The 26,184-nt window shown below is 67.6% G+C and carries 26 protein-coding genes and 1 pseudogene; 16 read left to right on the top strand and 11 right to left on the bottom strand.

Annotated features, from left to right (window positions below; genetic code table 11):
- The first annotated feature begins 53 nt into the window (after positions 1 to 53).
- The 3 genes from AB0C30_RS56435 to AB0C30_RS56425 are packed head-to-tail and all read left to right on the top strand — an operon-like array spanning position 54 to position 3,057.
- Positions 54 to 1,004, top strand: a complete 951-nt coding sequence (locus AB0C30_RS56435; protein WP_357960910.1) for a ketoacyl-ACP synthase III — start codon at positions 54 to 56, stop codon at positions 1,002 to 1,004.
- A complete protein-coding gene (locus tag AB0C30_RS56430; RefSeq protein ID WP_357960907.1) occupies positions 1,001 to 2,176 on the top strand; it encodes a cytochrome P450 in 1,176 nt (391 codons plus the stop codon). The genes AB0C30_RS56435 and AB0C30_RS56430 overlap by 4 nt, the downstream gene beginning before the upstream one ends.
- Positions 2,173 to 3,057 (top strand): NAD(P)-dependent oxidoreductase, encoded by an 885-nt coding sequence (locus AB0C30_RS56425; RefSeq protein ID WP_357960904.1) that lies wholly within the window; start codon positions 2,173 to 2,175, stop codon positions 3,055 to 3,057. The genes AB0C30_RS56430 and AB0C30_RS56425 overlap by 4 nt, the downstream gene beginning before the upstream one ends.
- Here the strand turns inward: AB0C30_RS56425 and AB0C30_RS56420 are convergent.
- Complete coding sequence (locus AB0C30_RS56420; protein WP_357960901.1) at positions 3,012 to 3,890, bottom strand: class I SAM-dependent methyltransferase; 879 nt, start codon at positions 3,888 to 3,890, stop codon at positions 3,012 to 3,014. The two genes, AB0C30_RS56425 and AB0C30_RS56420, sit on opposite strands and share 46 nt — an antisense overlap.
- Before the next feature lie 126 nt (positions 3,891 to 4,016).
- On the opposite strand from AB0C30_RS56420, the gene AB0C30_RS56415 reads away from it, so the two are divergent.
- A complete protein-coding gene (locus AB0C30_RS56415; RefSeq protein WP_357960898.1) occupies positions 4,017 to 5,384 on the top strand; it encodes an LCP family protein in 1,368 nt (455 codons plus the stop codon).
- Between the two features lie 10 nt (positions 5,385 to 5,394).
- Here the strand turns inward: AB0C30_RS56415 and AB0C30_RS56410 are convergent, their stop codons facing one another.
- Positions 5,395 to 6,123 (bottom strand): class I SAM-dependent methyltransferase, encoded by a 729-nt coding sequence (locus AB0C30_RS56410; RefSeq protein ID WP_357960895.1) that lies wholly within the window; start codon positions 6,121 to 6,123, stop codon positions 5,395 to 5,397.
- Positions 6,124 to 6,228: 105 nt separating this feature from the next.
- Between AB0C30_RS56410 and AB0C30_RS56405 the strand changes: the two genes are divergently transcribed.
- Genes AB0C30_RS56405 through AB0C30_RS56390 form a run of 4 tightly spaced genes read left to right on the top strand, consistent with a single transcriptional unit; the run spans position 6,229 to position 9,338 of the window.
- Positions 6,229 to 7,260, top strand: coding sequence for an ABC transporter substrate-binding protein (locus tag AB0C30_RS56405; RefSeq protein WP_357960892.1), 1,032 nt, complete (start codon positions 6,229 to 6,231; stop codon positions 7,258 to 7,260).
- A 5-nt stretch (positions 7,261 to 7,265) separates the two neighbouring features.
- Complete coding sequence (locus AB0C30_RS56400) at positions 7,266 to 8,084, top strand: ABC transporter ATP-binding protein (RefSeq protein ID WP_357960889.1); 819 nt, start codon at positions 7,266 to 7,268, stop codon at positions 8,082 to 8,084.
- Entirely contained in the window at positions 8,074 to 8,928 is an 855-nt protein-coding gene (locus AB0C30_RS56395; RefSeq protein ID WP_357960887.1) for an ABC transporter permease, read from the top strand. The genes AB0C30_RS56400 and AB0C30_RS56395 overlap by 11 nt, the downstream gene beginning before the upstream one ends.
- Positions 8,928 to 9,338: an Rrf2 family transcriptional regulator gene (locus tag AB0C30_RS56390; protein WP_357960885.1), complete on the top strand. Its 411-nt coding sequence runs from the start codon at positions 8,928 to 8,930 to the stop codon at positions 9,336 to 9,338. Before AB0C30_RS56395 ends, AB0C30_RS56390 begins: the two co-directional genes overlap by 1 nt.
- Positions 9,339 to 9,429: 91 nt before the next feature.
- Here AB0C30_RS56390 and AB0C30_RS56385 read toward each other — a convergent pair whose 3' ends face one another.
- The 3 genes from AB0C30_RS56385 to AB0C30_RS56375 all read right to left on the bottom strand — a co-directional run bounded on the left by AB0C30_RS56385 (position 9,430) and on the right by AB0C30_RS56375 (position 14,817).
- Entirely contained in the window at positions 9,430 to 10,320 is an 891-nt protein-coding gene (locus AB0C30_RS56385) for a lipase family protein (protein ID WP_357960883.1), read from the bottom strand.
- 153 nt (positions 10,321 to 10,473) lie between these two features.
- The gene (locus AB0C30_RS56380; RefSeq protein ID WP_357960881.1) at positions 10,474 to 13,626 is read right to left on the bottom strand and encodes an NACHT domain-containing protein; all 3,153 of its coding nucleotides are present in this window, start codon (positions 13,624 to 13,626) and stop codon (positions 10,474 to 10,476) included.
- 33 nt (positions 13,627 to 13,659) lie between these two features.
- Positions 13,660 to 14,817, bottom strand: coding sequence for an MFS transporter (locus AB0C30_RS56375; protein WP_357961044.1), 1,158 nt, complete (start codon positions 14,815 to 14,817; stop codon positions 13,660 to 13,662).
- A 142-nt stretch (positions 14,818 to 14,959) separates the two neighbouring features.
- On the opposite strand from AB0C30_RS56375, the gene AB0C30_RS56370 reads away from it, so the two are divergent.
- The gene (locus tag AB0C30_RS56370; protein WP_357960879.1) at positions 14,960 to 15,523 is read left to right on the top strand and encodes a helix-turn-helix domain-containing protein; all 564 of its coding nucleotides are present in this window, start codon (positions 14,960 to 14,962) and stop codon (positions 15,521 to 15,523) included.
- 52 nt (positions 15,524 to 15,575) lie between these two features.
- Here AB0C30_RS56370 and AB0C30_RS56365 read toward each other — a convergent pair whose 3' ends face one another.
- Positions 15,576 to 16,784 carry a serine hydrolase domain-containing protein gene (locus tag AB0C30_RS56365; protein WP_357960877.1) on the bottom strand — a complete coding sequence of 403 codons (1,209 nt, stop codon included), beginning with the start codon at positions 16,782 to 16,784 and terminating at the stop codon, positions 15,576 to 15,578.
- Positions 16,785 to 17,036: 252 nt separating this feature from the next.
- Between AB0C30_RS56365 and AB0C30_RS56360 the strand changes: the two genes are divergently transcribed.
- The 4 genes from AB0C30_RS56360 to AB0C30_RS56345 all read left to right on the top strand — a co-directional run bounded on the left by AB0C30_RS56360 (position 17,037) and on the right by AB0C30_RS56345 (position 21,333).
- Positions 17,037 to 17,978 (top strand): ArsA-related P-loop ATPase, encoded by a 942-nt coding sequence (locus tag AB0C30_RS56360; RefSeq protein ID WP_357960874.1) that lies wholly within the window; start codon positions 17,037 to 17,039, stop codon positions 17,976 to 17,978.
- 77 nt (positions 17,979 to 18,055) lie between these two features.
- On the top strand, positions 18,056 to 18,442 hold the full coding sequence (locus AB0C30_RS56355; RefSeq protein ID WP_357960871.1) for an SCO5389 family protein: 387 nt from the start codon (positions 18,056 to 18,058) through the stop codon (positions 18,440 to 18,442).
- A 510-nt stretch (positions 18,443 to 18,952) separates the two neighbouring features.
- A complete protein-coding gene (locus tag AB0C30_RS56350; protein ID WP_357960868.1) occupies positions 18,953 to 20,128 on the top strand; it encodes a calcium-binding protein in 1,176 nt (391 codons plus the stop codon).
- A 77-nt stretch (positions 20,129 to 20,205) separates the two neighbouring features.
- Positions 20,206 to 21,333: a putative Ig domain-containing protein gene (locus AB0C30_RS56345; protein WP_357960865.1), complete on the top strand. Its 1,128-nt coding sequence runs from the start codon at positions 20,206 to 20,208 to the stop codon at positions 21,331 to 21,333.
- Between the two features lie 367 nt (positions 21,334 to 21,700).
- Here AB0C30_RS56345 and AB0C30_RS56340 read toward each other — a convergent pair whose 3' ends face one another.
- The gene (locus AB0C30_RS56340) at positions 21,701 to 21,979 is read right to left on the bottom strand and encodes a hypothetical protein (protein ID WP_357960862.1); all 279 of its coding nucleotides are present in this window, start codon (positions 21,977 to 21,979) and stop codon (positions 21,701 to 21,703) included.
- Complete coding sequence (locus AB0C30_RS56335) at positions 21,976 to 22,308, bottom strand: hypothetical protein (protein ID WP_357960859.1); 333 nt, start codon at positions 22,306 to 22,308, stop codon at positions 21,976 to 21,978. Before AB0C30_RS56335 ends, AB0C30_RS56340 begins: the two co-directional genes overlap by 4 nt.
- 157 nt (positions 22,309 to 22,465) lie before the next feature.
- On the opposite strand from AB0C30_RS56335, the gene AB0C30_RS56330 reads away from it, so the two are divergent.
- Positions 22,466 to 22,768 (top strand): Scr1 family TA system antitoxin-like transcriptional regulator, encoded by a 303-nt coding sequence (locus AB0C30_RS56330; RefSeq protein WP_357960856.1) that lies wholly within the window; start codon positions 22,466 to 22,468, stop codon positions 22,766 to 22,768.
- On the top strand, positions 22,750 to 22,980 hold the full coding sequence (locus AB0C30_RS56325) for a DUF397 domain-containing protein (RefSeq protein WP_357960853.1): 231 nt from the start codon (positions 22,750 to 22,752) through the stop codon (positions 22,978 to 22,980). Before AB0C30_RS56330 ends, AB0C30_RS56325 begins: the two co-directional genes overlap by 19 nt.
- A 24-nt stretch (positions 22,981 to 23,004) precedes the next feature.
- Here the strand turns inward: AB0C30_RS56325 and AB0C30_RS56320 are convergent, their stop codons facing one another.
- Positions 23,005 to 23,970, bottom strand: coding sequence for a DUF2332 domain-containing protein (locus tag AB0C30_RS56320; RefSeq protein ID WP_357961041.1), 966 nt, complete (start codon positions 23,968 to 23,970; stop codon positions 23,005 to 23,007).
- 91 nt (positions 23,971 to 24,061) lie between these two features.
- Entirely contained in the window at positions 24,062 to 24,541 is a 480-nt protein-coding gene (locus AB0C30_RS56315) for a MarR family transcriptional regulator (RefSeq protein WP_357960850.1), read from the bottom strand.
- Between the two features lie 113 nt (positions 24,542 to 24,654).
- Between AB0C30_RS56315 and AB0C30_RS56310 the strand changes: the two genes are divergently transcribed.
- Positions 24,655 to 25,740 carry an epoxide hydrolase family protein gene (locus AB0C30_RS56310; protein ID WP_357960847.1) on the top strand — a complete coding sequence of 362 codons (1,086 nt, stop codon included), beginning with the start codon at positions 24,655 to 24,657 and terminating at the stop codon, positions 25,738 to 25,740.
- A gap of 108 nt (positions 25,741 to 25,848) precedes the next feature.
- On the opposite strand, the pseudogene AB0C30_RS56305 reads toward AB0C30_RS56310, so the two are convergent.
- A pseudogene (locus AB0C30_RS56305) lies at positions 25,849 to 26,184 on the bottom strand (hypothetical protein); the annotation flags it as partial.

The following is a 26,184-nucleotide window of genomic DNA, read 5'->3' as shown; positions in this document are numbered from 1 at the left end:
CCGGTGAACGGCTCGCAAACGTTCTGCAAGGCCGACCCGCTAGGTTTCGGCAGATGAAGGCCCGCATCACCCAGATCTCCACGTACCTTCCCGCAGCCACGCTGACCAGCGACGAGGTCGAGCGACGCATCGAGGGCTACCGGCCGCCGACCGGGATCATCGAGCGGATGACCGGTATCGAGCGCCGCCACGTGGCCGCCGACGATCAGCAGGCCTCGGACCTGGCCGTCGAGGCCGCCAAGGGGCTGGCGGCCGACGTCGATCTGCTGATCTTCGCCTCGGCCTCGCAGGACCTGGTCGAGCCCGCGACCGCGCACATCGTGGCCGCCAAGCTCGGCCTGTCGTGCCCGGTGTTCGACGTCAAGAACGCCTGCAACAGCCTGCTCAACGGGATCCAGGTGGCCGAGGGCCTGATCGTCTCCGGGTCGTACCGCAGGGTGCTGGTGTGCTCGGGCGAGACGCCGTCGCGGGCGATCCGCTGGCGGGTGCGGGATCGGGCGCAGTTCGTGGACGCGTTCGCGGGATACACGCTGTCGGACGCGGGCGCGGCGGTGCTCGTGGAGGCCGACCCGCTCCGTGGCATCTTTTATCGCGATTTTTCGGCGGATAGTACGGCGTGGGGTATCGGCACCCTTCCGGGTGGTGGGTCCATGCATCCGCGCGACCCGGAGTACTCCTACTTCCGCGGCGACGGTCGCCGGCTGAAGGAGGCGTTCCAGCTCGTCGGCCCCGACCTCTTCCTCAACGCCCTCAAACGCACCGGCCTGACCTGGGATGATTTCGCGGTGATCGCGGTGCATCAGGTGGCGTTGCCGTACCTGAACGTACTGTCGCGAGCGCTCGACCTCCCCGAGGACCGGCTGGTGATCACGCTGCCCGAGCACGGAAACTGTGCGTCGGTCACGCTCCCGCTCCAACTCGCCCACGCCCGCAGCGGCGACCGCGTGGCGCTGCTCGGCCTCGGCGGCGGCATCAGCCTGGGCATCATGCTGGCGGATTTGTGAACAGCCACGACGATCCGCCCGAGCGCCACGAGCGGCCTGTCCGGCGTCGGCGGCGGCACGAGACGCGTCTCTACCTCGCCGCCCACCCCTTCGCCTACCCGCTGATGCGCCTGCTGGCCCGGCTGGGTCCGGTGGTGCGGGTGCCGGGTCTGGGTGTGGTGGTGAACGACGCGGCCCTGGCCCGGCGCGTGCTCATGGACGGCCGCTTCCGCAAGGACGGCCCCGGCTCGCCCGGTGATCTGTGGACGCCCGTGCTCGGCCCGTCGGTGCTGCTCAACATGGAGGGCGAGCCGCACGCCGCGCTCCGCGCCAAGCTGGCGCCGCTGTTCACGCCGTCGTCCGTCGCCACGCTGGTCGCCGACGTGCTGGCCGGTCCGCTGGACGATCTCCGTGTACGCCTGGCGAAAGGCGACACGGTCGACCTGGTGGACGAGATGCGGCTGCTGGCCGGGGCGGTGATCTGCCGGGTGATCGGACTCGGCGAGGTGCCGGCCGCCAGGGCCAGGCGGTTGTTCGCCGATGGGGAGCGGGTGGTGTCGATGGTCTCGCTGCGTACCAGGGGACTGAACGCCCGCCAGCTCACCGTGGCCCGCGAGGTGCTCGACGGGATCGGCGACATAGCGCAGGCCGCCTACGACGCGGGGGATCCCGCCACGGTGATGGGCCGGATGCGCGAGCTCGGGCTGTCGGCGGCGGAGGCCCGCGGGGCGGCCGGGGCGTTCTTCCTCACCGGGACGGAGACGGTCGCCACGTTCGTACCCAGGCTGGTCGCGTTGCTGCACGACCACGACGCCTTCGGCGCCGACCTGGATCTGGCGATCGAGGAGGCGATGCGGATCACCACACCGACTCCGGTCATGCTGCGTTCCGTCGCCGAGCCCGTACGCCTGGGCAAGGTCCTGGCCCGGCCCGGCGACCGCGTGGTGATCGTGACGCACAACTGCGCCCGCGCGTACGGCCCGTTCGACCCGTCTCGCCCGCACCCGCCCGAGCTGCGCCGCCTGTGGTTCGGCGCCGGGCCACACTTCTGCATCGGCTATCCGCTGGCGCTGGCCGAGATCCGCGCGGTGGCCGGGGTCGTGCTCGCCCGCCCGGTCAAGGTGGTGGCGCGGCGGGCCGCCAGGGGCGTGCTCCTCCCGACCTACAAGCACCTGCTGATCAGGGCCGCATGAGGGTCGGGGTGACCGGGGCGTCCGGTTTCGTGGGTGGCGCGGTCTGCCGAGCCGCCGTGGCCAGGGGCTGGCAGGTGTACGGCTTCGGGCGCCGGCCCGCGGAGATCCCCGGAGTGACGTACCAGACGTGGGACCTGACCGGCGACGAGCGTCCAGAGCCGGACCTCGACGCGCTGATCCACTGCGCGGGGAGTGTCACCGACTGGGGCCCGCCGGCCGGGATCTGGCGGGCCAACCACACCGGGACCGCGAACGCCATGGCCGCCTTCCCGCACGCCCGGTTCGTGCACGTCAGCACGGCCAGCGTGTACGACCCGCGACGGCCGACGATCATGGCCCGCGAGCATGAGGCCCCGGTGAGCCGGTACGTCAACGCCTACGGCGCGTCCAAGGCGGCGGCCGAACGCCTGGTCGAGGGACGGGCGGTGATCCTGCGCCCGCACGCCGTCTACGGTCCGGGCGACACCACGCTGCTCCCCCGGGTGCTGCGGGCGGTCAGAGGCCGCAGACTGGTCGCGGTCGGCGACGGGCGGCAGCGTGTCAGCCTGACGTCGGTGTCCAACCTGGCCATGGCCTGCCTGCTGGCCGTCACGGGTCCGCTCGGGACGTACAACGTGACCGACGCCGAGCCGGTCGTCCTGGACGACGCGCTCCGGGCCGTACTGAGGGAGAAGGGCATCGACGCGACCCCGCTCTACCTGCCCCGGCATCTCGCCCACGGCCTGGCCGCGATTTCCGAGAAGCTCGCCCGAGAACCGCGCCTGACCCGCTACGCCGTCGGCCACCTGGCCGTCGAGCGCACGCTGGACATCACCGCGGCCCGCGAGCGACTGGGCTACGCGCCGTCGCCGACGTCTTTCACGGGCGCCGCATCCTGGTGAACCCGCCCTACCTCCGGCACCGCCGACACCGCCGCGCCTTCACCGTCGGCTGAGCGCGACTCACTAACGGCCGAGCGCGCCTCGCCACCGACCGAGCGCGACTCAACACCGTCCGGACCTGGTTTGCGGGCCTCCAGCATCTCCGACTTGAACCACGGCCCGCCGTACCAGAACCGCCACCCCAGATCGCGCCTGCGCACATCGACCACGCCGAGCTCACGCAGCACGTCCTCGTAGCGCGACGTGTGCTGGAAATCGGCGATCAGCATCAGCCCGCCCGGACGCAGCACCCGATGCGCCTCCTTGACGGCCTGGTCGCGGCCTTCGGCGGTCGGAATGTTGTGAATGGCCAGGCTGGACACGATCACGTCGAACCGCCCGTCCTCGAACGGCAGCTCGCGCATATCCCCCGTGACCAGATCGACCCGGTCCGACACCCCTTCGGCCTCGGCGTTGGCCCTGGTGACGCTCTCGGCGTTGCCCGACTGGTCCTTGCCGCTCCACAGGTCGATGCCGGTGGCCCGGCCGCCGCGCAGCCGCTGGGCCGCGAGCAGCAGCACCATCCCGCGCCCGCAGCCGAGGTCGAGCACCTGCTCGTCGCCCTCGATCCGGCCGAGCTCCTCGCCCCACACGACGAACTTTCCCCGCCGGGTCGTGTAGAGGTAACTCCCCGCGCTGGCCAGCGTGTAGAGCGCGCCGAGCAGGAACGCGATCCCAGCCGCCGGTACGTCGAAGGCGAAGGAGACCGCTACCAGGGCCAGCTGCACCACCGCCCCGAAGAAGAGTCCGGCGAGGGCCCATGGTGCGTCGAATCCATAGCTTCCGCGTCTCACACACACGTTATATCTCAAGATGGACTTCACCGAAACTTGCCGCGACACTGCCTTTTCACCAAATCGCCCGCCTCCAAACCGTTACTAACCTTGGCCATAGTTCGTAGAACGAGGGGTTGACCAGGGATGACAGTCAGAACACGCGGGTTCGGCCTCGGCTTCAGCATCGCGCTCACCCTGGCCTCAGCCCTGCTGTGGGGGGTGGCCCACCTGGCCGCCGACCGCCGGAAGACCGGCTTCGCCCTCATGGTGACGTACGTGCTGATGCTCGCCTCGATCCTCACCGTGCTCACCGTGTTCAGCAGCAGGCTGCTCTCGCTGGCCGTCCAGCCCGCCTGGCTCACCGCTCTCACCATCATGGTGGCCACGCTCGGGGTCGTCTGGACGGGCGTGATCATCTGGTCGTACCTACTTGTACGTCCGGCGCCCGCGAACCGCGTGGGCCGCGCGGTGACCACCGTCCTGACCATCGCCCTGTGCGGGCTCATCCTGGCCCCGGCCGTGTACGCGGCCCGCGTGGCCTACGTGTCGCGGGACGTGGTCAACACCCTGTTCACCGCCAACGTCTCCCCCATCGTGTCGCAGGACCCGTGGAACGGCGCGAGGCGGATCAACCTCCTGCTCCTCGGCGGCGACGCCGCCCCCGGCCGTCCCGGTGTGCGTACCGACAGCATCACCGTGGCCAGCGTCGACGTCGCCACCGGAGCGACGACCCTGCTCGGCCTGCCGCGCAACCTGCAGCGGGTACGACTTCCGGAAGGCCCGCCCAGGGACCGCTTCCCTGACGGCTTCACCGGCGCGGGCCCCGACACTCCCGGCCTGCTCAACGAGATCTTCCAGTACGCCGAGGACTATCCCGAGATGGAGCCGGGCGTACGCAAGGGGCAGCGCGGCCCGGCCCTGCTCAAGAAGACGATCAGCGAAATTCTCGGCATCCCCGTCACTTACTACGCCCTGGTGGATATGAGGGGTTTCGCGCAGATCATCGATGCGATGGGCGGGGTGACGGTCACCATCAAGGACCCGATCGTCTACGGCAAGTACCGCGAGGGCCTGTTGAGCCCCGGCACCCGCAAGCTCTCGGGCCAGGAAGCGCTCTGGTTCGGCCGCTCGCGTACGGACAGCGACGACTACGTGCGCATGGGCCGCCAGAAATGCCTGCTCAACGCCGTCGCCAAGCAGGCCGACCCGGTGACCGTGCTGAACAGCTTCGAGAAGCTGGCCGTGGCGACGAAGCGCGCGATCTCCACTGACATCCCGCAGAACGTCCTGCCCGACCTGGTGGACCTGGCGCAGAAGGTGAAGGAGCACAAGATCAGGAGCCTGAACTTCGTACCGCCGCTGATCGACACCGTCTACCCCGACTGGACCCTGATCAGGCACAAGGTCTCCCAGGCCCTGTCCGAGCAGAGCTCGCCCACCCAGCACCCGCAGGCCGCCCCGCAGACGGGCAGCCCGGAGAACCCGATCACCCTCGACTCGGCCTGCCGTTAGCGGCCCGCCGTCAGGCGCGTCTGAGCAGCAGCGTCACGAACCCGAGCAGGTCACGGTATCCGTCGAGCCACATCTTCCGGTGCTCCAGCGCCGCGGCCATCGCGGCGTCACCGTCGTCGCCGGGATGCCGCAGCGCCCAGTCGATGAGCGTCCCGGTCCACGACCACTCGTAGTCGTACCACTCGCCCCGCTCGCTGACGTGGGCGTACACGGTGTGAAACCCGGCCGACTCGGCCTGTGCCACGGTGCCCGGCAGGTCCGCGTACTCGCCGATCTCCGCCTCGATCTCCCCGCCCGGCGGCCGCTCCCAGAACCCCTCACCCACCAGCGCCAGCCCGCCGGGAGCGAGCAGGCCGCCGATCGCCTCCATCGACGGCGTCAGCCCACCGAACGCGTGCGTGGCACCGACACACAGCACCAGGTCGTACGGCTCAGCTGCGGCAAAGTCGGTCGCGGAGCCATGATGCAGGGTCAGCCGGTCCGCCACCCCGGCCTCGGCCGCCATCCGGCGGGCGTCGGCGAAGCCCGCGTCGGACAGGTCCACACCGTCGGCGGTGGCATCGCCGTACAGCTCAAGAAGCCGAACGCTCCAGACCCCCGAGCCGCACCCCAGGTCCAGGATCCGCGCGCCGCTCGGCAGCTTGGCCCGGCGCAGCAAGCGGGTCAGGTTCGCCTCGCTTATCGGGGAGGCGATCGGGTGGTCGGCGTGCGCGATGTGGCTGATCAACTGTCTCTCCATATGGACAGATCCTAGTTATCCCCCTATGCCAACTTGACGTGTCGGGATCTGAAGAGTTTCATATGCACATAGCCGACTTATTAAGTAGGAAATAGGGAGTAGGGCATGAACGCTCGCAGGGTGCTAGCCGCTCTGGCCGCAACCGCACTCACCGCGCTCGTGGCGGCCTGCGGGAGCAGCGCCTCTCCCAGTGGCGCGGCGAAGGAGCTGCGCCTCGGCTACTTCCCGAACATCACCCACGCCACCGCCCTGGTCGGCGTCGAGAAGGGCTTCTACGCCAAGCACCTCGGCGTACCGGTGAAGACCAGCACGTTCAACGCCGGCCCGGCCGCGATCGAGGCGGTCTTCTCCGGCGCCGTCGACGCCACCTACATCGGCCCGAACCCGGCGATCAACGCCTGGGAGAAGTCCAAGGGCAAGGCCATCAACATCGTCGCGGGCGCCGCGTCCGGCGGTGTGTACCTGGTCGTCAAGCCCGGCATCAACTCGGCCGCGGACCTCAAGGGCAAGAAGATCGCCACGCCGCAGCTCGGCAACACCCAGGACGTCGCGCTGCGCTACTGGCTGGACAGCAAGGGGCTCAAAACCGACACCAAGGGCGGCGGCGACGTCCACATCGTGCCCCAGGAGAACGCGCAGACACTGCAGACGTTCGCGACCGGCGACATCGACGGCGCCTGGGTGCCCGAGCCGTTCGCCAGCCGCCTGGTCATCGAGAGCAAGGGCAAGATCCTTCAGGACGAGCGCGACCTCTGGCCGAACAAGCAGTTCGTGATCACCCACCTCATCGTCCGGCAGGACTGGGCCAAGGCCAACCCCGACCTGCTCAAGAAGCTGCTCGAGGCGCACGTCGAGGCCACCAAGTACATCAACGACGACCCCGCCGCGGCCGCGCAGACCGTCAACGCCGCGATCGAGAAGCTCACCCAGAAGCCGCTCAAGCCCGAGGTCCTGCAGAGCGCGTTCAAGAACATCACGTTCACGAACGACCCCATCGCCTCCTCCCTCACCGGCAGCGCGGACCACGCCGTCAAGGTCGGGCTGCTCAAGCCGGTGGACCTGAACGGCATCTACAACCTGAAGCCACTCAACGAGGTGCTGGCCGCGCAGGGCCAGCAGTCGATTTCGGACAGGTGACGCACATGACGACGCAGGTGGTCGATCGTACGGCCGCGGTCCGGCTGGAGGCCGTCTCCAAGGTCTACGGTCACGGCGGCAACGGGCTGCTCGCCCTCGACAAGGTCTCACTGTCGGTACGGCCCGGCGAGTTCGTCTGCCTCCTGGGCGCCTCCGGCTGTGGCAAGAGCACGCTGCTCTCGCTGGTCGCCGGGCTCGACCGGCCGACACAGGGGGAGATCTCCACGGCTGGGCGACAGGTCGCGATGATGTTCCAGGAGCCGGCGCTGTTCCCGTGGCTCACGGTCTCGGCCAACGTCGAGATGGCCTTCCGCGCCGACAACCTCGCCAAACACGACCGTCGTACGAGGGCGGCCGAGTTCCTTGAGATGGTGCATCTAGGCGGGTTCGGGAAGAAGCGCCCGCATGAGCTGTCCGGCGGGATGCGCCAGCGCGTCGCTCTGGCCCGCGCGCTCGCCCAGTCCTCCTCGTCCTCGTCCTCATCCTCATCCTCGTCCTCGTCCTCGTCGGAGAGCGGCGCGGTGCTGCTGATGGACGAGCCGTTCGGAGCGCTCGACGCGATGACCCGCGACCTGCTGCACGACGAGCTCGAGCGGATCTGGCGGGAACAGGCGCTGTCGGTCCTGTTCGTCACGCACAACGTCCGCGAGGCGGTCCGGCTCGGCGACCGGGTCGTGCTGCTCAGCAGCCGTCCCGGCAGCGTGGTCGAGGAGTTCCCGGTCGAGCTCGCCCGGCCTCGCCGCACCGACTCCGCGGAGGTCGCCGGGCTCGCCGCGAGGATCACCGACCGGCTGAAGGAAGAGGTGTTGCGCCATGGCCATTGATACGCACGCGCGCCAGATGGCCGGGCTCGACGCGCTGGAACTGGCCGGTGAGCAGCGCGCCGGAGTGGCGTCCCGGGTCTGGGCGAGGCTCTGGCCGATGCTGACCGCGGTCGCGCTGGTGCTGGTCGCCTGGGAGCTGGTCGTGCTGAGCGGCCGCTGGCCCGAGTACGTCTTCGCCGGACCGATCACCACCTTCCAGGACCTCGGGCACCGCCTCGGCGACCCCGAGTTCTACCAGGCCGTGGCGACCACCATGCGCCGAGCCGTCACCGGCTTCGCGCTGGCCGTGCTCGTGGGCCTGGTCATCGGCGCGGCCGTGTCGCGGGTGAAGGTGCTGCGGGCCGCCTTCGGGGCGCTGATCACCGGCCTGCAGACCATGCCGTCGATCGCCTGGTTCCCGTTCGCGATCCTGCTGTTCGGGCTGACCGAGAGCGCCATCACTTTTGTGGTGATCCTGGGTGCCGCCCCGTCGATCGCCAACGGCCTGATCACCGGTGTCGACTACACGCCTCCGCTGCTGCTGCGGGCCGGGCATGTGCTCGGGTTCCGGCGATTGCAGCTCTACCGGCACGTGATCCTGCCCGCGTCGCTGCCGTCGTTCCTGGCAGGGCTGAAGCAGGGATGGGCGTTCGCCTGGCGCTCACTGATGGCCGGCGAACTGCTCGTCATCATCGCGTACCAGTCGTCGCTCGGCGAGCAACTGGCGATCTCACGGGAACTGTCCGACTCGCCGGGACTGATCGGCACGATGATCGTGATCCTGGTGATCGGCATCGTGATCGACATGCTGTTCGAGGCCGCCGACAGCGCCCTACGCCGGCGCTGGGGCCTCAATCCGATGTGATGCGGGTCTCCGCGCGAACCGATTACGCGCTGCGGGCGGTCACCGAATTAGCGGCGGCACCGCCGGGGCCGGTGCCGGCCGAGCGCATCGCCTCGGCCCAGAACATCCCGCGCCGCTTCCTCGACAACATCCTGCTGCAACTCAGGAGGGCCGGGCTCATCCACAGCCTGCGCGGCCCTGAGGGCGGCTACTGGCTGGCCCGCCCGGCGGACGACATCACGCTCGCCGACGTGATCGCGGTCATCGAGGGCAAGCCCGAGTATCCGGCGCACGGCGGCTACCCGGGTGTCGCGGGCCCGCTGGCCGACGTCTGGAGCGCGCTGCGCGAGCACGAGGAACGCCTGCTCACGGAGGTCACCTTCGCGCAGATCGTCTCCAGCGACTCCACCACCCGCCCCAGCACCCGCTAGTGCCGCAGCGCTGAAGATGCGATGCCTCAAGCACGTCTTATGCGGTGCTGGAGACGGCAGTCGATCTGTCGGCGATGTGATGCCTGGCGTTTCAGGGAATGCGCATATCAGGATTCGACTGCGACATGCACGTATCAATGCCCTGGTTGTAGGGCGTGTCTGGGTTGAACAGGGCGTACGAGTACGAACAGCAGGGATTGTGGCATTCCCCCTCGGTCGGGTAGTCGGCACCGAACAGGGCCTCGACGCCGACCGCCTCATACGGCCCCGACGGCAGCTTCGGCACCTTGTCGTAGAAGTTCACCAGCCGGAACGTCTGCACGCGCAGGCTGTTGTAGTAGTCCTTGAAATTCGACTCCCCGACCTTGGGGCTGGCCTGGTTGCAATGCAGGATCTTCGCGATGGGTATTCCCGCGAAGCGGGCCAGCGGAACGATCAGGGTCGCCAGGGTCGAACCGAGGCTGTGCCCGGTCACGATGAGCCTTGCGCCGCTCTCGGCGATCTGCGACAACTCGGCCGCGAAGGCGCCCTGGTCGAAACCGTTGAAGACGTCGTTGAACCCTTTCTCCACCTGGGTGTTCCTGATGGGCGTGCTTGTCGGCGGGTCATAGGGCACCAACTCGGTCTTGCCGTCCATGATGTAGTCGTCGTCCGTCTGGGACCCGCGAAAGGCCAGGAACACGGTGCTGCTGTCAGGCCCGTAAGCGAATATCGCGAAGGGTTCCGCGATCTTCTTGACGACCGGGGTGAAACTGCTCCAGAACGGGCCGCGGAATTTCCACTGGCCAAGCGGGAACGCCGGGCCGGTGACAGGGCAGCTATCCGAGGGCGTCCAGGAGAACGTGGGAGCACTCGGCTTGCCCGCGGCCTTCCATTGTTCACACATCTCGCAGGCTACGTTGACGACGAAAGAACAGGTTCGGGCGATGTCCAGGTCATAGCCGGGAGGAACCTTGAGTGGCATCTCGTTTCCGTTGGGCACCGGTGCTCCTTGATGATGTCGGGACGGTCGACTGCGATCGCCGTGAACCTAACCACCCCGGTTCAGCGCTACTCATGAGTGCATAGGTTTTGGGCTTATCCATGCCATGTCCATCCAGACCGGCGACCCGATAGGTGTACAAGGTCGGACAGGTCAGCCAGACAGCTCCCACAACTGGATGATCTTGTCTTCCGCGATGGTGGCGAACAGGTGCCCGTCGGGGCTGAAGGCCGCCGCGGTGGACCACTGGCCGTGCGGGATCCGCAGGATCTCCCATACCTCCCTACCGTCCCCGACGTCCCAGAGCCGGACGTCGGAACCGTAGCCAGCGGCGGCCAGCAGGGTGCCATCAGGGCTGAACGCGACGCGCCGGGCCTGCTCGCGCAGCGTGACGAGGGCCGCGCCGGAGCCGGCGTCCCAGACGCGGGTGGCGTCGGAGCCCGCGGTGGCCAGCAGGGTGCCGTCAGGGCTGAACGCCACGTCACGCGTCCACGAGAACAGTTCGGTATCCGATTCGTGCAGCCGCAGCAGCGCTATGCCGGTCTCCGAGTCCCAGATCTCCGCCTCCCAGGTCCGGTCGCGTCCCCAGGAGCTGGAGGAGGCGGTGGCCAGGCGGGTTCCGTCGGGGCTGAAGGCGAGGCCGGGAGGGCCGCCGAGGTGCGCGATGCGCAGGAGTTCGGTGCCGTCCGTCACGTCCCAGATGCGAGTGGCGGCCTCGGTGTCGCTGACGGCCAGGCGGGCGCTGTCAGGGCTGAAGGCCATCGCCTGTACGCCGCCGTCGTTGTCGAGCTCCACGAGCTCGGCGCCGGTGGCGAGGTCGGCGATCCAGATCTTGCCGGCGGTGGCGTCGAAGTCCCTGAGGCCCAGGCGTTCCCTGGTGAAGGCGATCAGCCGGCCGTCGGGACTGATCGCCGCTATCGGTCCCGTGTCCAGCAGGCGGGCGATCAGGCGGCCGCTGTGACGGAAGACGCGCTCGGGGCTGCCGGTCAGGTCCGCCAGCGTGGTCGTGCCCTCGCCGGTCCAGGTCAGGCGGGTGCCGTCCGGGCTGAACGCGAGGTTGTGGACCTTTCGAGGGGTCTCGATCGTACGCAAGGGCACGGGGGTGACCACCCGACCGGCGCGGTGGGGCACGGGCGGACGGGGAGTGATGGCCTGCCGGGGGGCGGTAACCGGCGTCCCACGCCCGGCGAGATGGTCATGGAACTCGGCGTGCCGGAACTGGTAGAGCGGCCCGACCGCACGCAGCAGCCCGAGGCGGTGCGCGTCGTCCAGGAACGCCATCAACCGCCGCGGCAGCCGCCCCCGCCGGGCCAGGCGGAAGGCGGCCAGCTCGTAGACCGGCCAGGCGTGGTGCTGCCCTGACACGAGCCCGGACGTCATGCCGGCCATGGCCGCGACCAGGGTCGCGACCGCCATCTCGCCCGCGGATCCGCCCGTCGCCCAGATCAGGGCCGCGCCGATGACCGCGCCGAGCGTTCCTCCGGCGAGCAGCCGTACGCGGTTGAGCCTGCGGTCCGCGCGCCAGCTCGTGAGCGGCGTGCTGGCCTGCCCGTCCATCACCGGAATCTCGGCCCACTCGGCCACCGCGTCCGTCATGAAGACGAGGAGCATCCCCGGCCCGAACACCACCGCCACGGCGAAGGCCCCCACCAGCCCGTCTGTGACCGCGTCGCCCGCGACGAGATTGACCACCGCCTGCACGACGCCCCCCAGCAGCGCGGACCCGAGCGCTATCCCGCTCGCGATCGAGAAGCCGGACAGCAGCTTGTTGAGCAGTGGGAAGATCCGCCGCCTGATCCGCAGGTCGGCGTAGCCGGGCCGGTCATGCGCCCAAGACGGGTCGCCGGACCTTTCCCGATACATGGTGATGATCCCCAGGCCACCGACGAGGTACCACCAGGTGAAGTCGTCCAACGCCAGGGTGACGAGCACCCCTCCCCATGCCGCGCTCGCCACCAGTACCAAGAGCGTGACCCCTGGCCCCGGGGGCGACCGGCGCATGGTCAAGGCCGCGAGCCGCCACCAGGCGAAGTCCCTGACCCCGATGCTCTTGCCGCCCAGAGGTACGGCCTCGGCCTCGACGGGGGTGCGGTCGAGCAGTGTGGCCAGGTAGCTGAGCCATTGGGTGACCTGTTCGGGCTGGTAGACGCGGCTCGGCCGGAACAGGTCGGCCTCGTCCTTCCGCGCGGGAGGCCGGGCCTCGATGAGCGCCGGGACGAGCCGGTCGAACAGGTGGGCACGCAGCTCGGCCGCGGTGGCGAAGCGGGCGGGGTCGAGCAGCCGGGACGGATCGGCGGCCGGTCCGTAGACGGTGCGCAGCAGCCACAGCCCCAAAGGGCTGGACACGGTCTCGGACAGCGGCGTCGGCCCATCCTCGAGTAGCCGGTCGAGCAGACGTTCCCAACCGGGATGCGGAGCGGTCCCTGCGAGGATGCCGTCCAGGTAGTCGGCGGCGGCAGCGGCCGACATGGGCTCCGCCTCGACCACGGCGGCCCGGCCCAGCGCCTGCGCCGCGGCGATGTACTCGGCGGTGCGGCTGGTGAGGACGAGCTGGGTCTCCGGGGGGAGCGCCTGGTTGAGCTCGGCCAGCGCCCCGGGTAACGAGGCGGCCGGCATCTCGTCCAGCCCGTCGAGGACCGGCACGATCTTGCCATCGCGGAAGAGCCGGCGCGCCATGTCCTTGCCGTACGCGGGGAGCGCCTGATAGGTCTGCTCCAGCCGGTCGACCAGCCAATCCTCGAAGTACGGATACTCCTTGACGTCCCAGCCGTTCATCGTCAGCAACACCGGCACCGAGCCGTCCTGGCTCTTCAGCAACTCGCGTACGAGCTGGATCGCCAGCGTCGTCTTGCCGGCGCCGGGGCCGCCCAGCACGACCAGGCGGCGGCCTGACGCGCGGAACCGGTCGGCCAGCTCTTCGATCTGGTCACCCGATCCCGACCAGGTGATCTTCCCTCCGATGCGCGGGCCGTCGATGAAGCGCACCTTGTCGCGCAGGTTCCACCGTACGGGCATCGGGTCCAGCCCCAGCCCCAGCACCCGGGTGGCCTCGTTGCGCCACTGATCGTTCACTATCTTCCTGAGCATGGCGAGCGCGGGCTCCACCGGCGTGACCTCGGCGACCTTCCTCCCGCCAAGTGCGCCCATCACGACGACCAGGCCGAACAGGCCGGTCAGGCCCCAGGTGAACGGCTTCCACCACCACGCGTCCACTTCGACGGTGCCGGTCGCCATGTTGCTCACCAGGCCCAGCGCGACGCCCGCGGCCGCCAGCGTGACCCGCGACACCGCCCCACGACCCTCCATGTACACAAGGATCAGGGCTGAAGCCCGCCTGGATCAACAGAGTCCAGTACTCCTGTGAGGTGCCTGGCCGTCGGCCGACGACACCGTGCCTCGGCCGGCCACCATCGCGACGATCACCTGGCCGGTCGCAGCGCCGCACATCAGAATGATCGGTGCGTGCCACCCGGAACTGACGCTGTGGAGCAGCCCGAAAATCACCGGCCCGGCGGCGGCCAGCAGGTAACCGATCGACTGCGCCATCGCCGACAACGCGCCCGCCATGGTCGCGTCCTTGGCACGCAGGCTGAGGAAGGCCAAGGCGAGCACCAGGCAGGCTCCGCCACCCAGCCCGAGGACGACGCTCCACAGCAACGCCCATCCCGGCGCCACCAAAAGTCCCAGGTAACCGGCAAGCACAACCGCTGAGCTCACCATCGCCACCGCACGCTGGTCACGTGCCCATCGCAGCGCGGCGGGCACCGCCAGGCTGGTCAGCACCGCGACCGCCTGGAACACGAACAGCAGCCATCCCGCCGCGGCCGCACTTACTCCGCTGTCCTGGAACACCTGCGGCAACCACGTCACGACGACATAGAAGCCCAGCGACTGCAATCCCATGAACGCCGTGACCGCCCACGCCAGCGCCGATCCCCATGGCAACCGGTGCCTGCGAATCGCCTCCGAGGCAGGCCGCCGCGAAGTCCGCACCTGTGGGAACCACAGCACGACGGCCACCAGCGCGAGCACGATCCAGCAACCCAACGCGGTGTACCAACCGCCAGGGGCGACCTGGCTGATCGGCACCGCCACCCCGGAGGCCACCGCGGCGACAACCCCCATCACAGTGGCGTACGCGCTGGTCATCAGTCCCACCTTGGTCGGGAAATCGCGCTTGATCAGGCTCGGCAGCAGCACGTTGCCCACGGCGATGCCCGCCCCGATCAGCACGGTTCCCGCGAACAGCCCGATTGCCGTCGGTACCCACCGGACCGCGATCCCGAGCGTCAGCACCACGAGTGCGCCCCAGAGAAGCCGCTCGGGTCCCCACCGCGCCGCCAGTCGCGGAACCATCGGCGACATCGCGGCGAACGCCAGCAATGGCAGCGTGCTCAGCAGACCCGCCACGGCCGGAGCCAACTCCAGATCGGCCTGCACGTGATCCAGCAACGGCCCGACACCGGTCAAGCTCGGCCGAAGGTTCGCCGCCACCACCAGCAACCCCCACACCAGTAGGGCCTGCCCGGTCGACCGCCTTGAACCTGATGAGAACGCCGCCATGGTGTTGACCTCTCATGCATAATACGGAATGAGGAATCCGGATTCCGCATGAAGTCTAGGCAGAGGATCGTTTGGGATGTCAACTCCGCAGACCCGCCGCAAGACGCGTACCGACGCCGAGCGCAATCGAGACCTCGTCCTGGAGGCGGCTCGCGCGTTGTTCGCCGAGTCCGGCTACGACGTGCAGATGTCGGAGATCGCACGGGCGGCGGGCGTCGGCATCGGGACCCTCTACCGCAAGTTCCCCACCCGGGAGGCCCTGATCGAGGCCATCGCCGAGCACCGGGCCGCCGACCTCATCGCCGCCGCACGCCGGCTCGCCGACACGGACGATCCGGCTCACGGCTTGGCCGAGTTCCTGCGCCATGTGGGCGAGGTGCTGGCCGACGATCGCGGCATGTCCGAGGTCATCGAGAAGGCCATGGGCACGGCCGAGCCGCGTGACGAGACCCGCGAGGCGCTGCTCGCCATCGTCGCGGAGCTGATCGACCGGGCGCGGACGCGCGGCACGGTCGGGCAGGACGTGACGACCGGGGACGTCAACATGGTCATCTGCGGTTTGGCGGCAGTCATCCGCAACGCCGCGGGCGATTGGCGGCGGTACATCGAGGTCGCACTCGACGGCCTCCGTCCCCGCTGAAACGACGGTGGTACGGGGTCCGCGCGTCCATGCCTTTGGCTGCCGTGATCCATCACGTCACACCGGTGATGGCCCGTCTTTCCAGGTCGATGATCGCAGCGAAGTCGGCGGGGTCGAGGTCGTAATTGCAGAGAATGGCCGAGGTCCAGTTCATGTCGAGGTAGACCGACCAGTTGGTGTTGCCACCCGCTATTCCGCCGCCGTGGCTTATCACCCGCTGGTCGTGGAAAATGCCGGAGATGGGGCCGTACGCCATGAGGGACTCGTATCCGCCGGGGCGGGGCGGGCTGCCTTCGAGAGGAGCCGGGGGGAATTTCCCGCTCACGTAGAGGGCGGTGTAGGCCGGGTTGAGCAGCTTGTGGCTCAGCAGGGCATGCGCGAAACGGACCAGGTCAGGTGCCGTGGAGAAGCCATTCCCGCCTCCTGTGCCGATGTAGCTGCGCGCTGAATTGGTTCCCGCGACGCCTCGCGAGCCGCCCTTGTCGAGGTTGCGGAGGCCGTCGATGCGGGAGCCGTCGCTCTGGTACATGTACGGGTGCGCGAAACGCTCGCTGGCCAGCCATTGGGGGCGGACGTAGTAAAGGGAGTCGGTCATGCCGGCCGGGCGGAAGATGTGGTCGCGGACATAGTCCCAGAAGGTCTGCCCCGACACCCGGGCGACGATCTCGCCGAGGACCTCGTAACCGGCGGAGCTGTACTGGTGTTTGACGCCAGGAGGGAAGGCGGGTTTCTGTGACTGGAGGCGCTTTCTCATGGCGGCGAGTTGCTCGGCGATGCTGTAGTGAACCGTCGTGGAAATGTCGTCGTCGCGGGTGGGATCGCCCAGGCCGCAGGTGTGGGTGAGCAGGTTGTGGACGGTGACGGTGTCCGCCGTCTCGGCCGGGTAGCCATCGAGATAGGCGCCCAGCTTCTCGTGGAACTTCAGCTTGCCCTGTTGCGCGAGCTGCACGATGGCCAGGCCGGTGAACGGCTTGGACGCCGAGGCCAGCGGATAGATGGTGTCCACCCGGTTGGGGATGGATTTTTCCTTGTCGGCCATGCCGTAGGCACGCGACAGTACGGGCTTGCCTCGATAGCTGATCAGCACGGTTCCGGAGAACTTGTCGTCGGCGACGAGCTGGGCGATGTGCTTGTCGAAGGATCCTCCGGGCCGGACGGCGTCGGGGATGCGGAGCGCTTGCGCACGAGCGGCTCCCGTGGCGAGGGGCGCCGCCCCCAGCAGGCCGATCGCGGTACGTCGTGACGGTTGGTTCGCGGTCATGAAGGTGATCGAACTCGGCGGCCTGTTTCCCGGCCGTTTCCACGCCCTGTGACACCGGCGAAAGCCGAGCGCGGGCCTCATCCCACTTGCCCGCCTCACGCAGCCCTACGCCCGCGCCGGCTCGTCGTCCCGCTCGCCCGGCTCGCTCAATCCCGCGACCTGCGCCAATTCATCGTCATGCACGCACTCAGTGTGGCAAGATGAGCGCGACCAGAAATGGTAACGGTTTTCATAACCAACAGGAAGGCGCTTATGAAAGTGGCGTTCGTCGGCAAGGGCGGCAGCGGCAAGACGACGATGTCGGCGCTGTTCGCGAGATACCTGGCGAGCCAGGGCGGCCCGGTGGTCATCGTGGACGCCGACATCAACCAGCACCTGGCGCTGGTGCTCGGCGTCGAGGACCCGCCAGAGCCGCTGGGCTCCCGGCTCACCGAGATCAAGGACCTGCTGCGCGGCGACAACCCGCGCATCCCCTCCGCCCAGGCTATGGTCAAGACGACCCCGCCGGGCCGCGGTTCCCGGTTGCTGAGCTTCAAGGACCTGGCGACCAGCGAGTTCGCGGTCACCACACCCGAGGGCATGCGGCTGATGGCCACCGGCCCCTTCAGCGAGGACGACCTCGGCGTGGCCTGCTACCACTCCAAGGTCGGAGCCGTCGAGCTGCTGCTCAACCACCTGGTCGACGGCGCGGGCGAATACGTGGTGGTCGACATGACCGCGGGGTCCGACTCCTTCGCCTCCGGCCTGTTCACCCGCTTCGACCTGACGTTCCTCGTCGCCGAGCCGACCAGGCAGGGCGTCAGCGTCTACCGGCAATACCGCGACTACGCCGCCGACTACGACGTGCCGCTGGCCGTGATCGGCAACAAGGTGCACAGCCCGTCCGACGTCGACTTCCTGCACAGCCAGGTGGGCGACGACCTGCTCACCTGGATGGAGCACTCCTCCGCCATACGCGCGATGGAGCAGGGCCACCGCTTCTCTCTCGACGACCTCGAGCCCGCCAACGCCGACGCGCTGGCCATCCTGCGCAAGCACCTCGACGCGCAGGCCAAGGACTGGGCCCGCTTCGGCCGCCAGACCGAGGAGTTCCACCTGCGCAACGCCCGCTCCTGGGCCAACGCCAAGACCGGCCTCGATCTGGCCGACCAGATCGACCCGGAGTTCGTCTACGGCGGCCGAGCGACCACATGACTGTCCCCTCCGGTCATCTGGAAGCCCTTACCGAGCCCGCCTAGCGTTCGCATCAATCCCCGTTGAGAGGAGACAGCATGTCGCTGACCGTTCCGAACGATCTACTCGATCAGGCCAGAGCCGGCGAGGTCGACGACGCGGCGTTCATCGCCTGCGTCCGCGAATCCCTGCCGTACGCCTGGTCGGTGATCAGCGAGCTGGTCCAGCACCGCGACAGGACCGGCGCCGACTTCGCCGACAACCAGGTGCCGCCGCCGTCCGAGGAGGCTCGCGGCCAGCTCCTGCGCTGCCTGGCCAGTGACGCGATGCGGGGGGCGCTGGAGCGCCACTTCGGCGTCCGCCTGGCCTTCCAGAACTGCCACCGGGTGGCGGTGTTCGTTCCGTCGGCCGCAGACGCATGGCGAGAGTTCGTCACGCCGCGCGCGCAGATCCTCAACCAGAAACCCGAACTGGTGGACTGCTGATTCCCCCTGTGGCGGGCCGGTTCTCCCGGCCCGCCACTTTCCATTTGCGCCCGGCTGGTGACCTCTTGCGCCTGGCTGATGACCTCCTACCGAGCCAAGGCCGATACGAGCCGCCAGCCTGATCCGCCGGGAAGGACGAGGACACGCGCACCGGCCCGGTGGCCGGCAGGCGCAATGGTCAACGGTACGGAACCGGAGCGGAAGAGGAACGGAAGAGCGGCCCCATAACCTCCTTCCCTCATCGGCCGTGGCCAAATAGGAGAAGCGATGCCCGAGTGTGTGAGTGTCGTGACGACGCCAGTGGTCATGAGGCGGCGCGACGCCCAACTCAGCGAAATTGCGGCCCGTGTGATCGGCTGACCAGACCAGTATTTCGGGTAAATATTGCCCTCGAATTCGTCGCAGCAGGCGACGCATGCTCGTGGTCGGAACACCGCTGCCGAACGACCATCAAACGCTGAGCTTGCCATCCGCCGCGCCCGCATCGCCCGTCATAGAATCGGAGCTCACGTGAATCAGATCGTCCCCGCAGCACCTTTCGGCTCGCCGGCGAAGAGAAAAACCGCCGCGAACACACGGGAACAGGCAGTTCGTACGGCGAAGCGCGGTACACGGAAGAGGATGCCATGGATCGGCGCTGCGGCGCTGCTATCTGGCATGGTGTTAGTCTCACCGGCCGTAGCGAGGGCCGACACGGATCCAGCCGCAGGCTATGCCGGCGTGGTCGGGACCACGCTGAATATCGACGGAAGTTACGGAGCCAACCGCATCACCATCACCCCGGCCGCCTACGGCCGGGTGCGTGTCGCCGATGAGAACTACCCCATAATGCCGCTCGGCGACTGCATCGCCGTCACCGCCAACGAAGTTGAATGCGGGCGAAGCGGCACTCCCACGGGATTGGACGTCGACGGCCACGAAGGCGCCGATACCATCATCAACCTGCTACCCACGAGCAGTAGGACGCACGCCCGCCTTTACGGCGGCTCCGGGAACGACGTCATTTACGGCGGCCCCGGAGTGCAGTGGATCAATGGTGGTCTCAGCCCGGACGACCTGGCCACGAACCGCGGAAAGCCGGACACCGGCAACGACCAGCTCTTCGGCGGCTGCGCACAGGAATGCGCGGACGGTGGCGACCTGCTGGAGGGCTCGGACGGCAACGACAGCCTGACCGGAGGCCCGGGCAACGACGATCTGCGAGGCGGGGTCGGCGTCGACACATACGCCGGCGGCAGCGGTCAGGACGTGGTGAGCTACGCGGAAAAGGGGGAGCCGGTGAAGGCATCCCTGAATGGCGTCGCCGACGACGGCATCGCCGGCGAACAGGAAAACATCCCGAACGATGTGGAAGATATTTTCGGCGGATACAAGGCCGACGTCCTCGTCGGCAACGACGGGGACAATACGCTGAACGGCGGCCCCGGCGGGGGCGACGTGATATACGGCCACGGCGGCCAGGACTATTTGTACGGCGGGTCCGGCGTGGACAAGCTCTACGGCGACTACAACGACACCGGCATGACATATGGCAATGACCATTTGTACGGCGGCGCGGACGGCGATCTGCTCGTCGGTGACAGAGGCATCGACCACGCCCACGAATACACCTACGACACGGGGGCCGATAGCTGCCGGTCGGTGGAGTACGAAGATCAGGACAAATGCGAGGCCAAGCTTCCCTAGCCAGGATCTCGGACCGAGGCCACCGATACTCGCTCAGTGATCGGGAAGCCGATTCATAACTATCAGAAGGGCCTTGAATGAAAAAGCCAGGAAAGCTGCTGCTGCTGCGGCGTGCGGCGATCGGCGCGGCGATGACCATGGCAGCGCTCGCGGGTGGCCTGTCGGCTCCGGGAGCGGCAATGGCCGACATCCCGACCGAGTACGTGAATTATCTTCGAGTTCACGGCACCAACAATTGCCTCGCCTACGACGCCACCAAGGCCTTGGTGGCGAAATGCGGCTCCAAGAATACCAAGTGGAAGTTCGATAAAGTGACGAACGGGAGCTTCCGCCTGCAGACGTACGACGGCTTCAAATGTCTGAACGCCTCCTACAGTTCAATAAATTTACGTGACTGCAGCGACTCACCGAATCAGCCCGGTATGAGATGGTCCATCATCGGTCATGGGAGCCGGACGTGGGCTGAAATATCAAATTACGCAACCAGCGACTACATCGATGCCGGCCAGGCCGGCGGCGTCCACATGACCAGCGGCCGAAACGGCGAGGTGACCCAATGGGAGTGGGTGCCGGCCGACGGCCTTGAGGTGCGTAACTCGGGCCCCCAGGCCAGTGTGGTGGGTACCGCGATCCCGCCGGTGAACCACCCGACTTTGGACGGGAAGGCGCCATACACCTGGTCGGCGACGGGCCTGCCCCCTGGCCTGTCGATCAATGCCAAGACGGGTGCGATCTCCGGGACTCCGACCACGGCGGGGTCGTTCACTGTGAAAGTAGTGGCGACCGACTCGACCAGCCTGCCCCGTTCAGGTAGCACGTCGTACAGCTGGATGGTCAGCCCGGTGCCCACAGCGGGCTGCTCAGGCACGAACGACACCGATGTGGCGATCCCCGAATTCCAGATCCCTCCTGTGGAGTCATACATCGCCATCCAGGGCTGCCCGGGCAAAGCCTCGGCGACGGCGACGGTAGAGGTGCACATCATCCACCCCAGGATCTCGGATCTGGAGGTGATGCTGGTGTCGGCGGACGGCAGTCGCACCATCGTGCTGCACAACCAGACCGGCGGCTATACGGAAGACCTTCACAAGAGCTTCACGGAGAACCTGTCCTTCTCGGTCGCCGACGGGACGTGGAGACTGCGGGTGCGGGACCGTGCCAGCGGCAACGTGGGCCGAATCGACCGCTGGTCAATACGTCTCTAGGTGGCTCCGGGCTTTCGCGGCGAATTACGCGCAGCTCGGCTACCTGAGAAACCGTTTCTGATCTAAGGGGATGGGGCTCGCCTAGAGCCCTGTCCCTGCCAGATCCAGCAGCACATGAACGCCGGACCACCGGCCGTCATCCCGGTAGCAGGCTGCGCCGGGCCAGGACGGTGGCGATTTTCGCCGTATAGACCGGACCGGCGCCCTTCTTCGGGTGCGCGCCGGTCAGCTGGTCGAGCACGAAAGACACATCCGCGACCCAGCAGCAGATCTGCCTGGAGCGTCCGCGACCCCGTGCGGGGCCAAGGTCAGTACGGGGTCGCCAGCCCGAGACGAGGACACGGGACACCGGGCGGCTTTGGGTGCGTCAGTTGTCACCGGGGCTGAGGCTGATTTCGCCCGTCGCCTTGTCTCGGCGAATGCGCAGGACTACGGCCCCGTAGATGTAGGACGGTTGACGCGCGTAGCGGTCGAGATGGACCACGTTCATGGAACCGACCGCGTCGCCCTCCAGAGCGCTGATCGCGTCGTACAACTGTGAGGCGGCTTTCAGACCAGTCCCGGCGACTCCACCTGAGCCACGCCCGTGGCTGTTTGTGGCACCCCACACGAAGAAGCCGTCCTGATCCGCGCCCCAGATATTCACCGGGCCACCAGCTTGAGCAGCCGTTCCGCCGACACCGCCGCGTCTTCCAGCACCGGCATTCGACACCAAGGCATCCAGCCCCACGCGAAGACCGGCTCGCCTTTGTATAGCTTCGCTCGCACCCGTAGCGGAAAAGGCCGATAAATCACCAGCAGCACCGGACACTTCCCGCGCCGAAGATCGACGGCGACGTTCTCGCCGAGATCCGTCAGCCCCAACCCGAGCTGCCATAGCCAAACGAACTGCTCTTGCGTATCGAACGAGAAACCGTCCACGCGATCACCGCCGTCACTTCGAGGCCGCAGACTCCTCAAGATCTCTTTTGTCATTTTGACTCCATTGCGATGGGCAAAATGTCGGATTCTTGTCACGATCCCACTTACAGAAATAGCTTGTTAAGCTCAGAGTGCCGGTAGAAGTGGGTGGGCTGCACGCGAGATGGATGGACAGTCTGCCGACAGAAAGATGCATAGGACGTAGCTGAATGTGGATAGCGTGCTCAGATATCTAGCCACCGCTGCTGACCGCCACAACGTGACAGTGCAGATCGTCCCCGCCGACAACCCTTGCACGGATGGGCTGATGTCCAGCTTTGTCATCGGAGAGCTTCTCGATGCGCCAACCACGGTGTCCGTGGAGTCCGCAGGCAAAGGCGAAGTATCGGCCGAGCATGAGCTCGTTTCACTGATCTGGGGCCGTTATGACAGACTCAGGGCAGATGCCTACCGGCCAGGCGAATCGCTCGACATGATCAAGGAAGCGGCTGAGCAATGGACCGCAAAAACCTGACCACTACAGAGCTCACCGGGGCTGTGTGGAGGAAGAGTTCCCGCAGTGGCAACGGGGGCGGGAACTGCGTTGAGGTTGCTACTAATCTCCCCGGAATCGTCGCCGTCCGCGACAGTAAGAACCGGGGCGGCCCCGCACTTATCTTCACGCCCAGCGAGTGGAGAGCCTTCCTAGGCGGCGTCAAGGACGGCGAGTTCGACCAGTTAGGCTGACCGTCCGTCCCCGGCAAATCGGTTTCATTCTGGCAACCAGTCCAGGAACTGCCCGTGCGGTCCGGTGAAAGCGACCGGCTCTTCGTCCAGGGCCAGGACGAAGGCGCTACGGTCGGTCGACGGGCTACGGGTCAGCCGAGCGGCCACGCCCGGCAATACGGTCGGCGCCTCGTTGGAGATCCACCGGGCGGGCAAGCCACGCATCGTCTCGACGAACCGATCGCGTTCGTCCTGCGGCAAGTAGGCCAGAACCGCGCTGTGGAACACGACCAGCGTGGCGTCCGGCGGGGCCTGTCCAACCAGGCCGGCGATGGTGACATTCAGATCACCCTGAACGAGGTGGGGCGGTTCGGCACGCGCGATCTGAGTCGCGGCGCGTAGCCGTACCAGCCGATCTTGCTGCTCAGGCCAGACCAGCGCCTCCAGCCAGCGCAGATGATCGGCATCAGCGACGTCGAGGGGGTTCAGGTCGATCCCGGCCCGCCACACCACCGACGGCACTTGCTGCGGGATCGGTACCGCTCCGCTGGTCCGGCAGGTCAGCATGACTGGGCCGACTGGACCCAGGGCGGGTCGGTCATCGAAGCGGTAGGTGTAACGGTCCGGGAAAAGGCACAGTCCGGCCGAGGCGCCGACCTCGATCAACGCCAGTGGCTGCGGCAGGCGCGCCAGAAGCGGCAGCAGCGTCGCACACCGGCCCGGCTCATTGGTTTGGGTACTGCGGGCCAGCATCTCGGAGCTGACCTCTGCCCAATGCTCGAGCACCCAGATGCGAAACGCCTCATAGTCATGCACTGGACCGCCGAGGAACCGGACCGCGCCGAACAGGAGGTTGGGTTGTCGTTTGGCCGCGGGCAGCGTATCGACCAGGGCCAGAAGTTTGTCGTCGGCGCCGACGCCCATGCATAGCTGCTCGTAACTGGGCGAGTGACCCCGGGCCTCCATCTCCCCGAACTTTCGGTACCTCTCCGCCGTACTCGTTTCGCCCATCCCGTGCACGAAGATCCGCCCTCCCCTTGGGACGAACAGCATTCCACACGACTAATTGAAACCGGCGATCAAGGGGCGGATCGAGCCGCCGTCAGCGCCACGGCTCTTCAGGGGTGCCGGTTCGCCGGCTGTGGTGATCCACCAGCCTGGACAGCAGCTCGGTCAACCGCCCCCGCTCCTCGGGTGACAGCGGAGCCAGTAGCTCTTCCTGGGTTTCGGCCAACCGCTTCTCCAGCCGCCGCAGCTGCCGCTTGCCCGCCGCGGTCAGCGAGATGATGTTGCGTCGCCGGTCGGAGGGGTCCGGGGCGCGCTCGACCAGTCCGCTGTCGGCGAGTTCGTTGATGGTCGCGACCATGTCGCTGAGGTGGATGCCGCTACGGCGGCCCAGCGCGGCCTGGCTGGCCGGGCCGGACTGCTCCAGCGTCGCCAGCAGGCGGTAGTGGTATCCGCGGGCGCCGACGGCCGAGAACCCGTCGCCCACCAGGCGGTGCGCGTGGTTGGCGGTCTGGCTGAGCAGCCAGCTGGGCAGGCCCTCCCATCGGGTGGGCGTGTCGTCGGTTGGGTTCTCCATGTGACAAGTCTAACGAATCGTTCGGGGCACTAATGATTGTGCTATCGTTCGGGACATAAACGTTAGCCGTCCGAACGTTCGGCGGCTGAATGAATCCCTCTGGAGCAGAGAACATGATCAAGCCGTTCCGCATCGACATCCCCCAGGCCGACCTTGACGACCTGACCGACCGGCTCGCCCATACCCGCTGGCCCAACGAGGTCGCCGACGCCGGGTGGGACTACGGCTTCCCGCTGGCGCGGCTCAAGGAGCTCGCCGAACACTGGCGGACCAAGTACGACTGGCGCGAGCACGAAGCCGAGCTCAACAAGCTCCCGCACTTCACCACCGAGATCGAGGGCCAGAACATCCACTTCGTCCACGTCCGGTCCGCGAAGCCGGACGCGCTCGCGCTGATCCTCACCCACGGCTGGCCGGGCTCGTTCCTGGAGTTCCTCGACGTGATCGAGCCGCTGTCGCGCGACTTCCACCTGGTGATTCCGTCCATCCCGGGTTACGGCTTCTCCGGGCCGACACACGAGGGCGGCTGGGATGCCTTCCGGATCGCGCGGGCTTGGGCCGAGCTGATGCGCCGTCTTGGGTACGAGCGTTACGGCGCGCAGGGCGGCGACTTCGGCGCGGGCATCTCCCTGGCGCTCGGCGCGGTGGCGCCCGAGCAAGTCGTCGGCGCGCACGTCAACTACCTGCCGACCCGGCCGGACCCGGATGCCGATGTCGAACTGTCCGCAACGGACGAAGCTCGGCTGGACAAGGTCAGGCAGCTGATCGCGAACCGGCCGCCGTACCAGGCTCTGCAGGCTCTCACCCCCCAGACCATCGGCTACGCGCTGACCGACTCACCGGTCGGCCAGCTGGTCTGGATCGCCGAGCGCTTCGCGCAGTGGACGGACCCCCGCTCGCAGATCAGCGACGATCGGATGCTCACCGACATCTCGCTGTACTGGCTGACCGCCACCGCGGCCTCCTCGGCGCGACTGCACCACGATGCCCCGCGGGGGCGGACCGTGCAGTGCCAGGTGCCGGTCGGTGTGGCGGTTTTCGCACACGACATCACGCAGTCGGTGCGACCGTTGGCCGAGCGACTGTACGACATCAGGCACTGGTCGGAGTTCGAGCGTGGCGGCCACTTCGCCGCGATGGAGGTGCCGGAACTACTCGCCGAGGACGTCCGGGACTTCTTCCTGACCCGCATTGAGTAGGGCTACCGACTCGCCACCCGCTAGTACTCCGGCCCAGAGCCCGGGATCCGATCAAGGTCATGGCAGGGAGCGGGTAGTCGAGCCGGCGCCGACCAGGCGGCCCGGCACTCAGCCCACTTCGTTGAACAGATCTTCGAGGGCCTGGGCGGTGACCGCGCGGGTGAGCCAGGTTTCGAGTTGGGCGAGGTCTGTGCAGGTGGTGATCTGGGTGCGAATGTCGTCGGGGACATTGAAGTCGCGGGTGGCGAGCACGAGCAGCACCGATCTGGCGGCCTCTTCCGCTTTACCTTCTGTTCGGCCCTCTGCTTTGCCTTCGACCTTGCCTTCGACCTTGCCTTCGGCAATGCCGTCTGCTTTGCCGCGGCCGTAGTGTTCGCGGGCGAAGGGGCTGTAGACCGGCCATTTGGTGGACGCGGACTTCATGATCTCCTCCATGAGGTGGCG

It is taken from the genome of Nonomuraea sp. NPDC048901, assembly GCF_040649695.1.
Lineage (GTDB): Bacteria > Actinomycetota > Actinomycetes > Streptosporangiales > Streptosporangiaceae > Nonomuraea.
The sequence above is the reverse complement of the archived record's forward strand: the minus strand, read 5'-3'. Positions and strand labels throughout refer to the sequence as shown.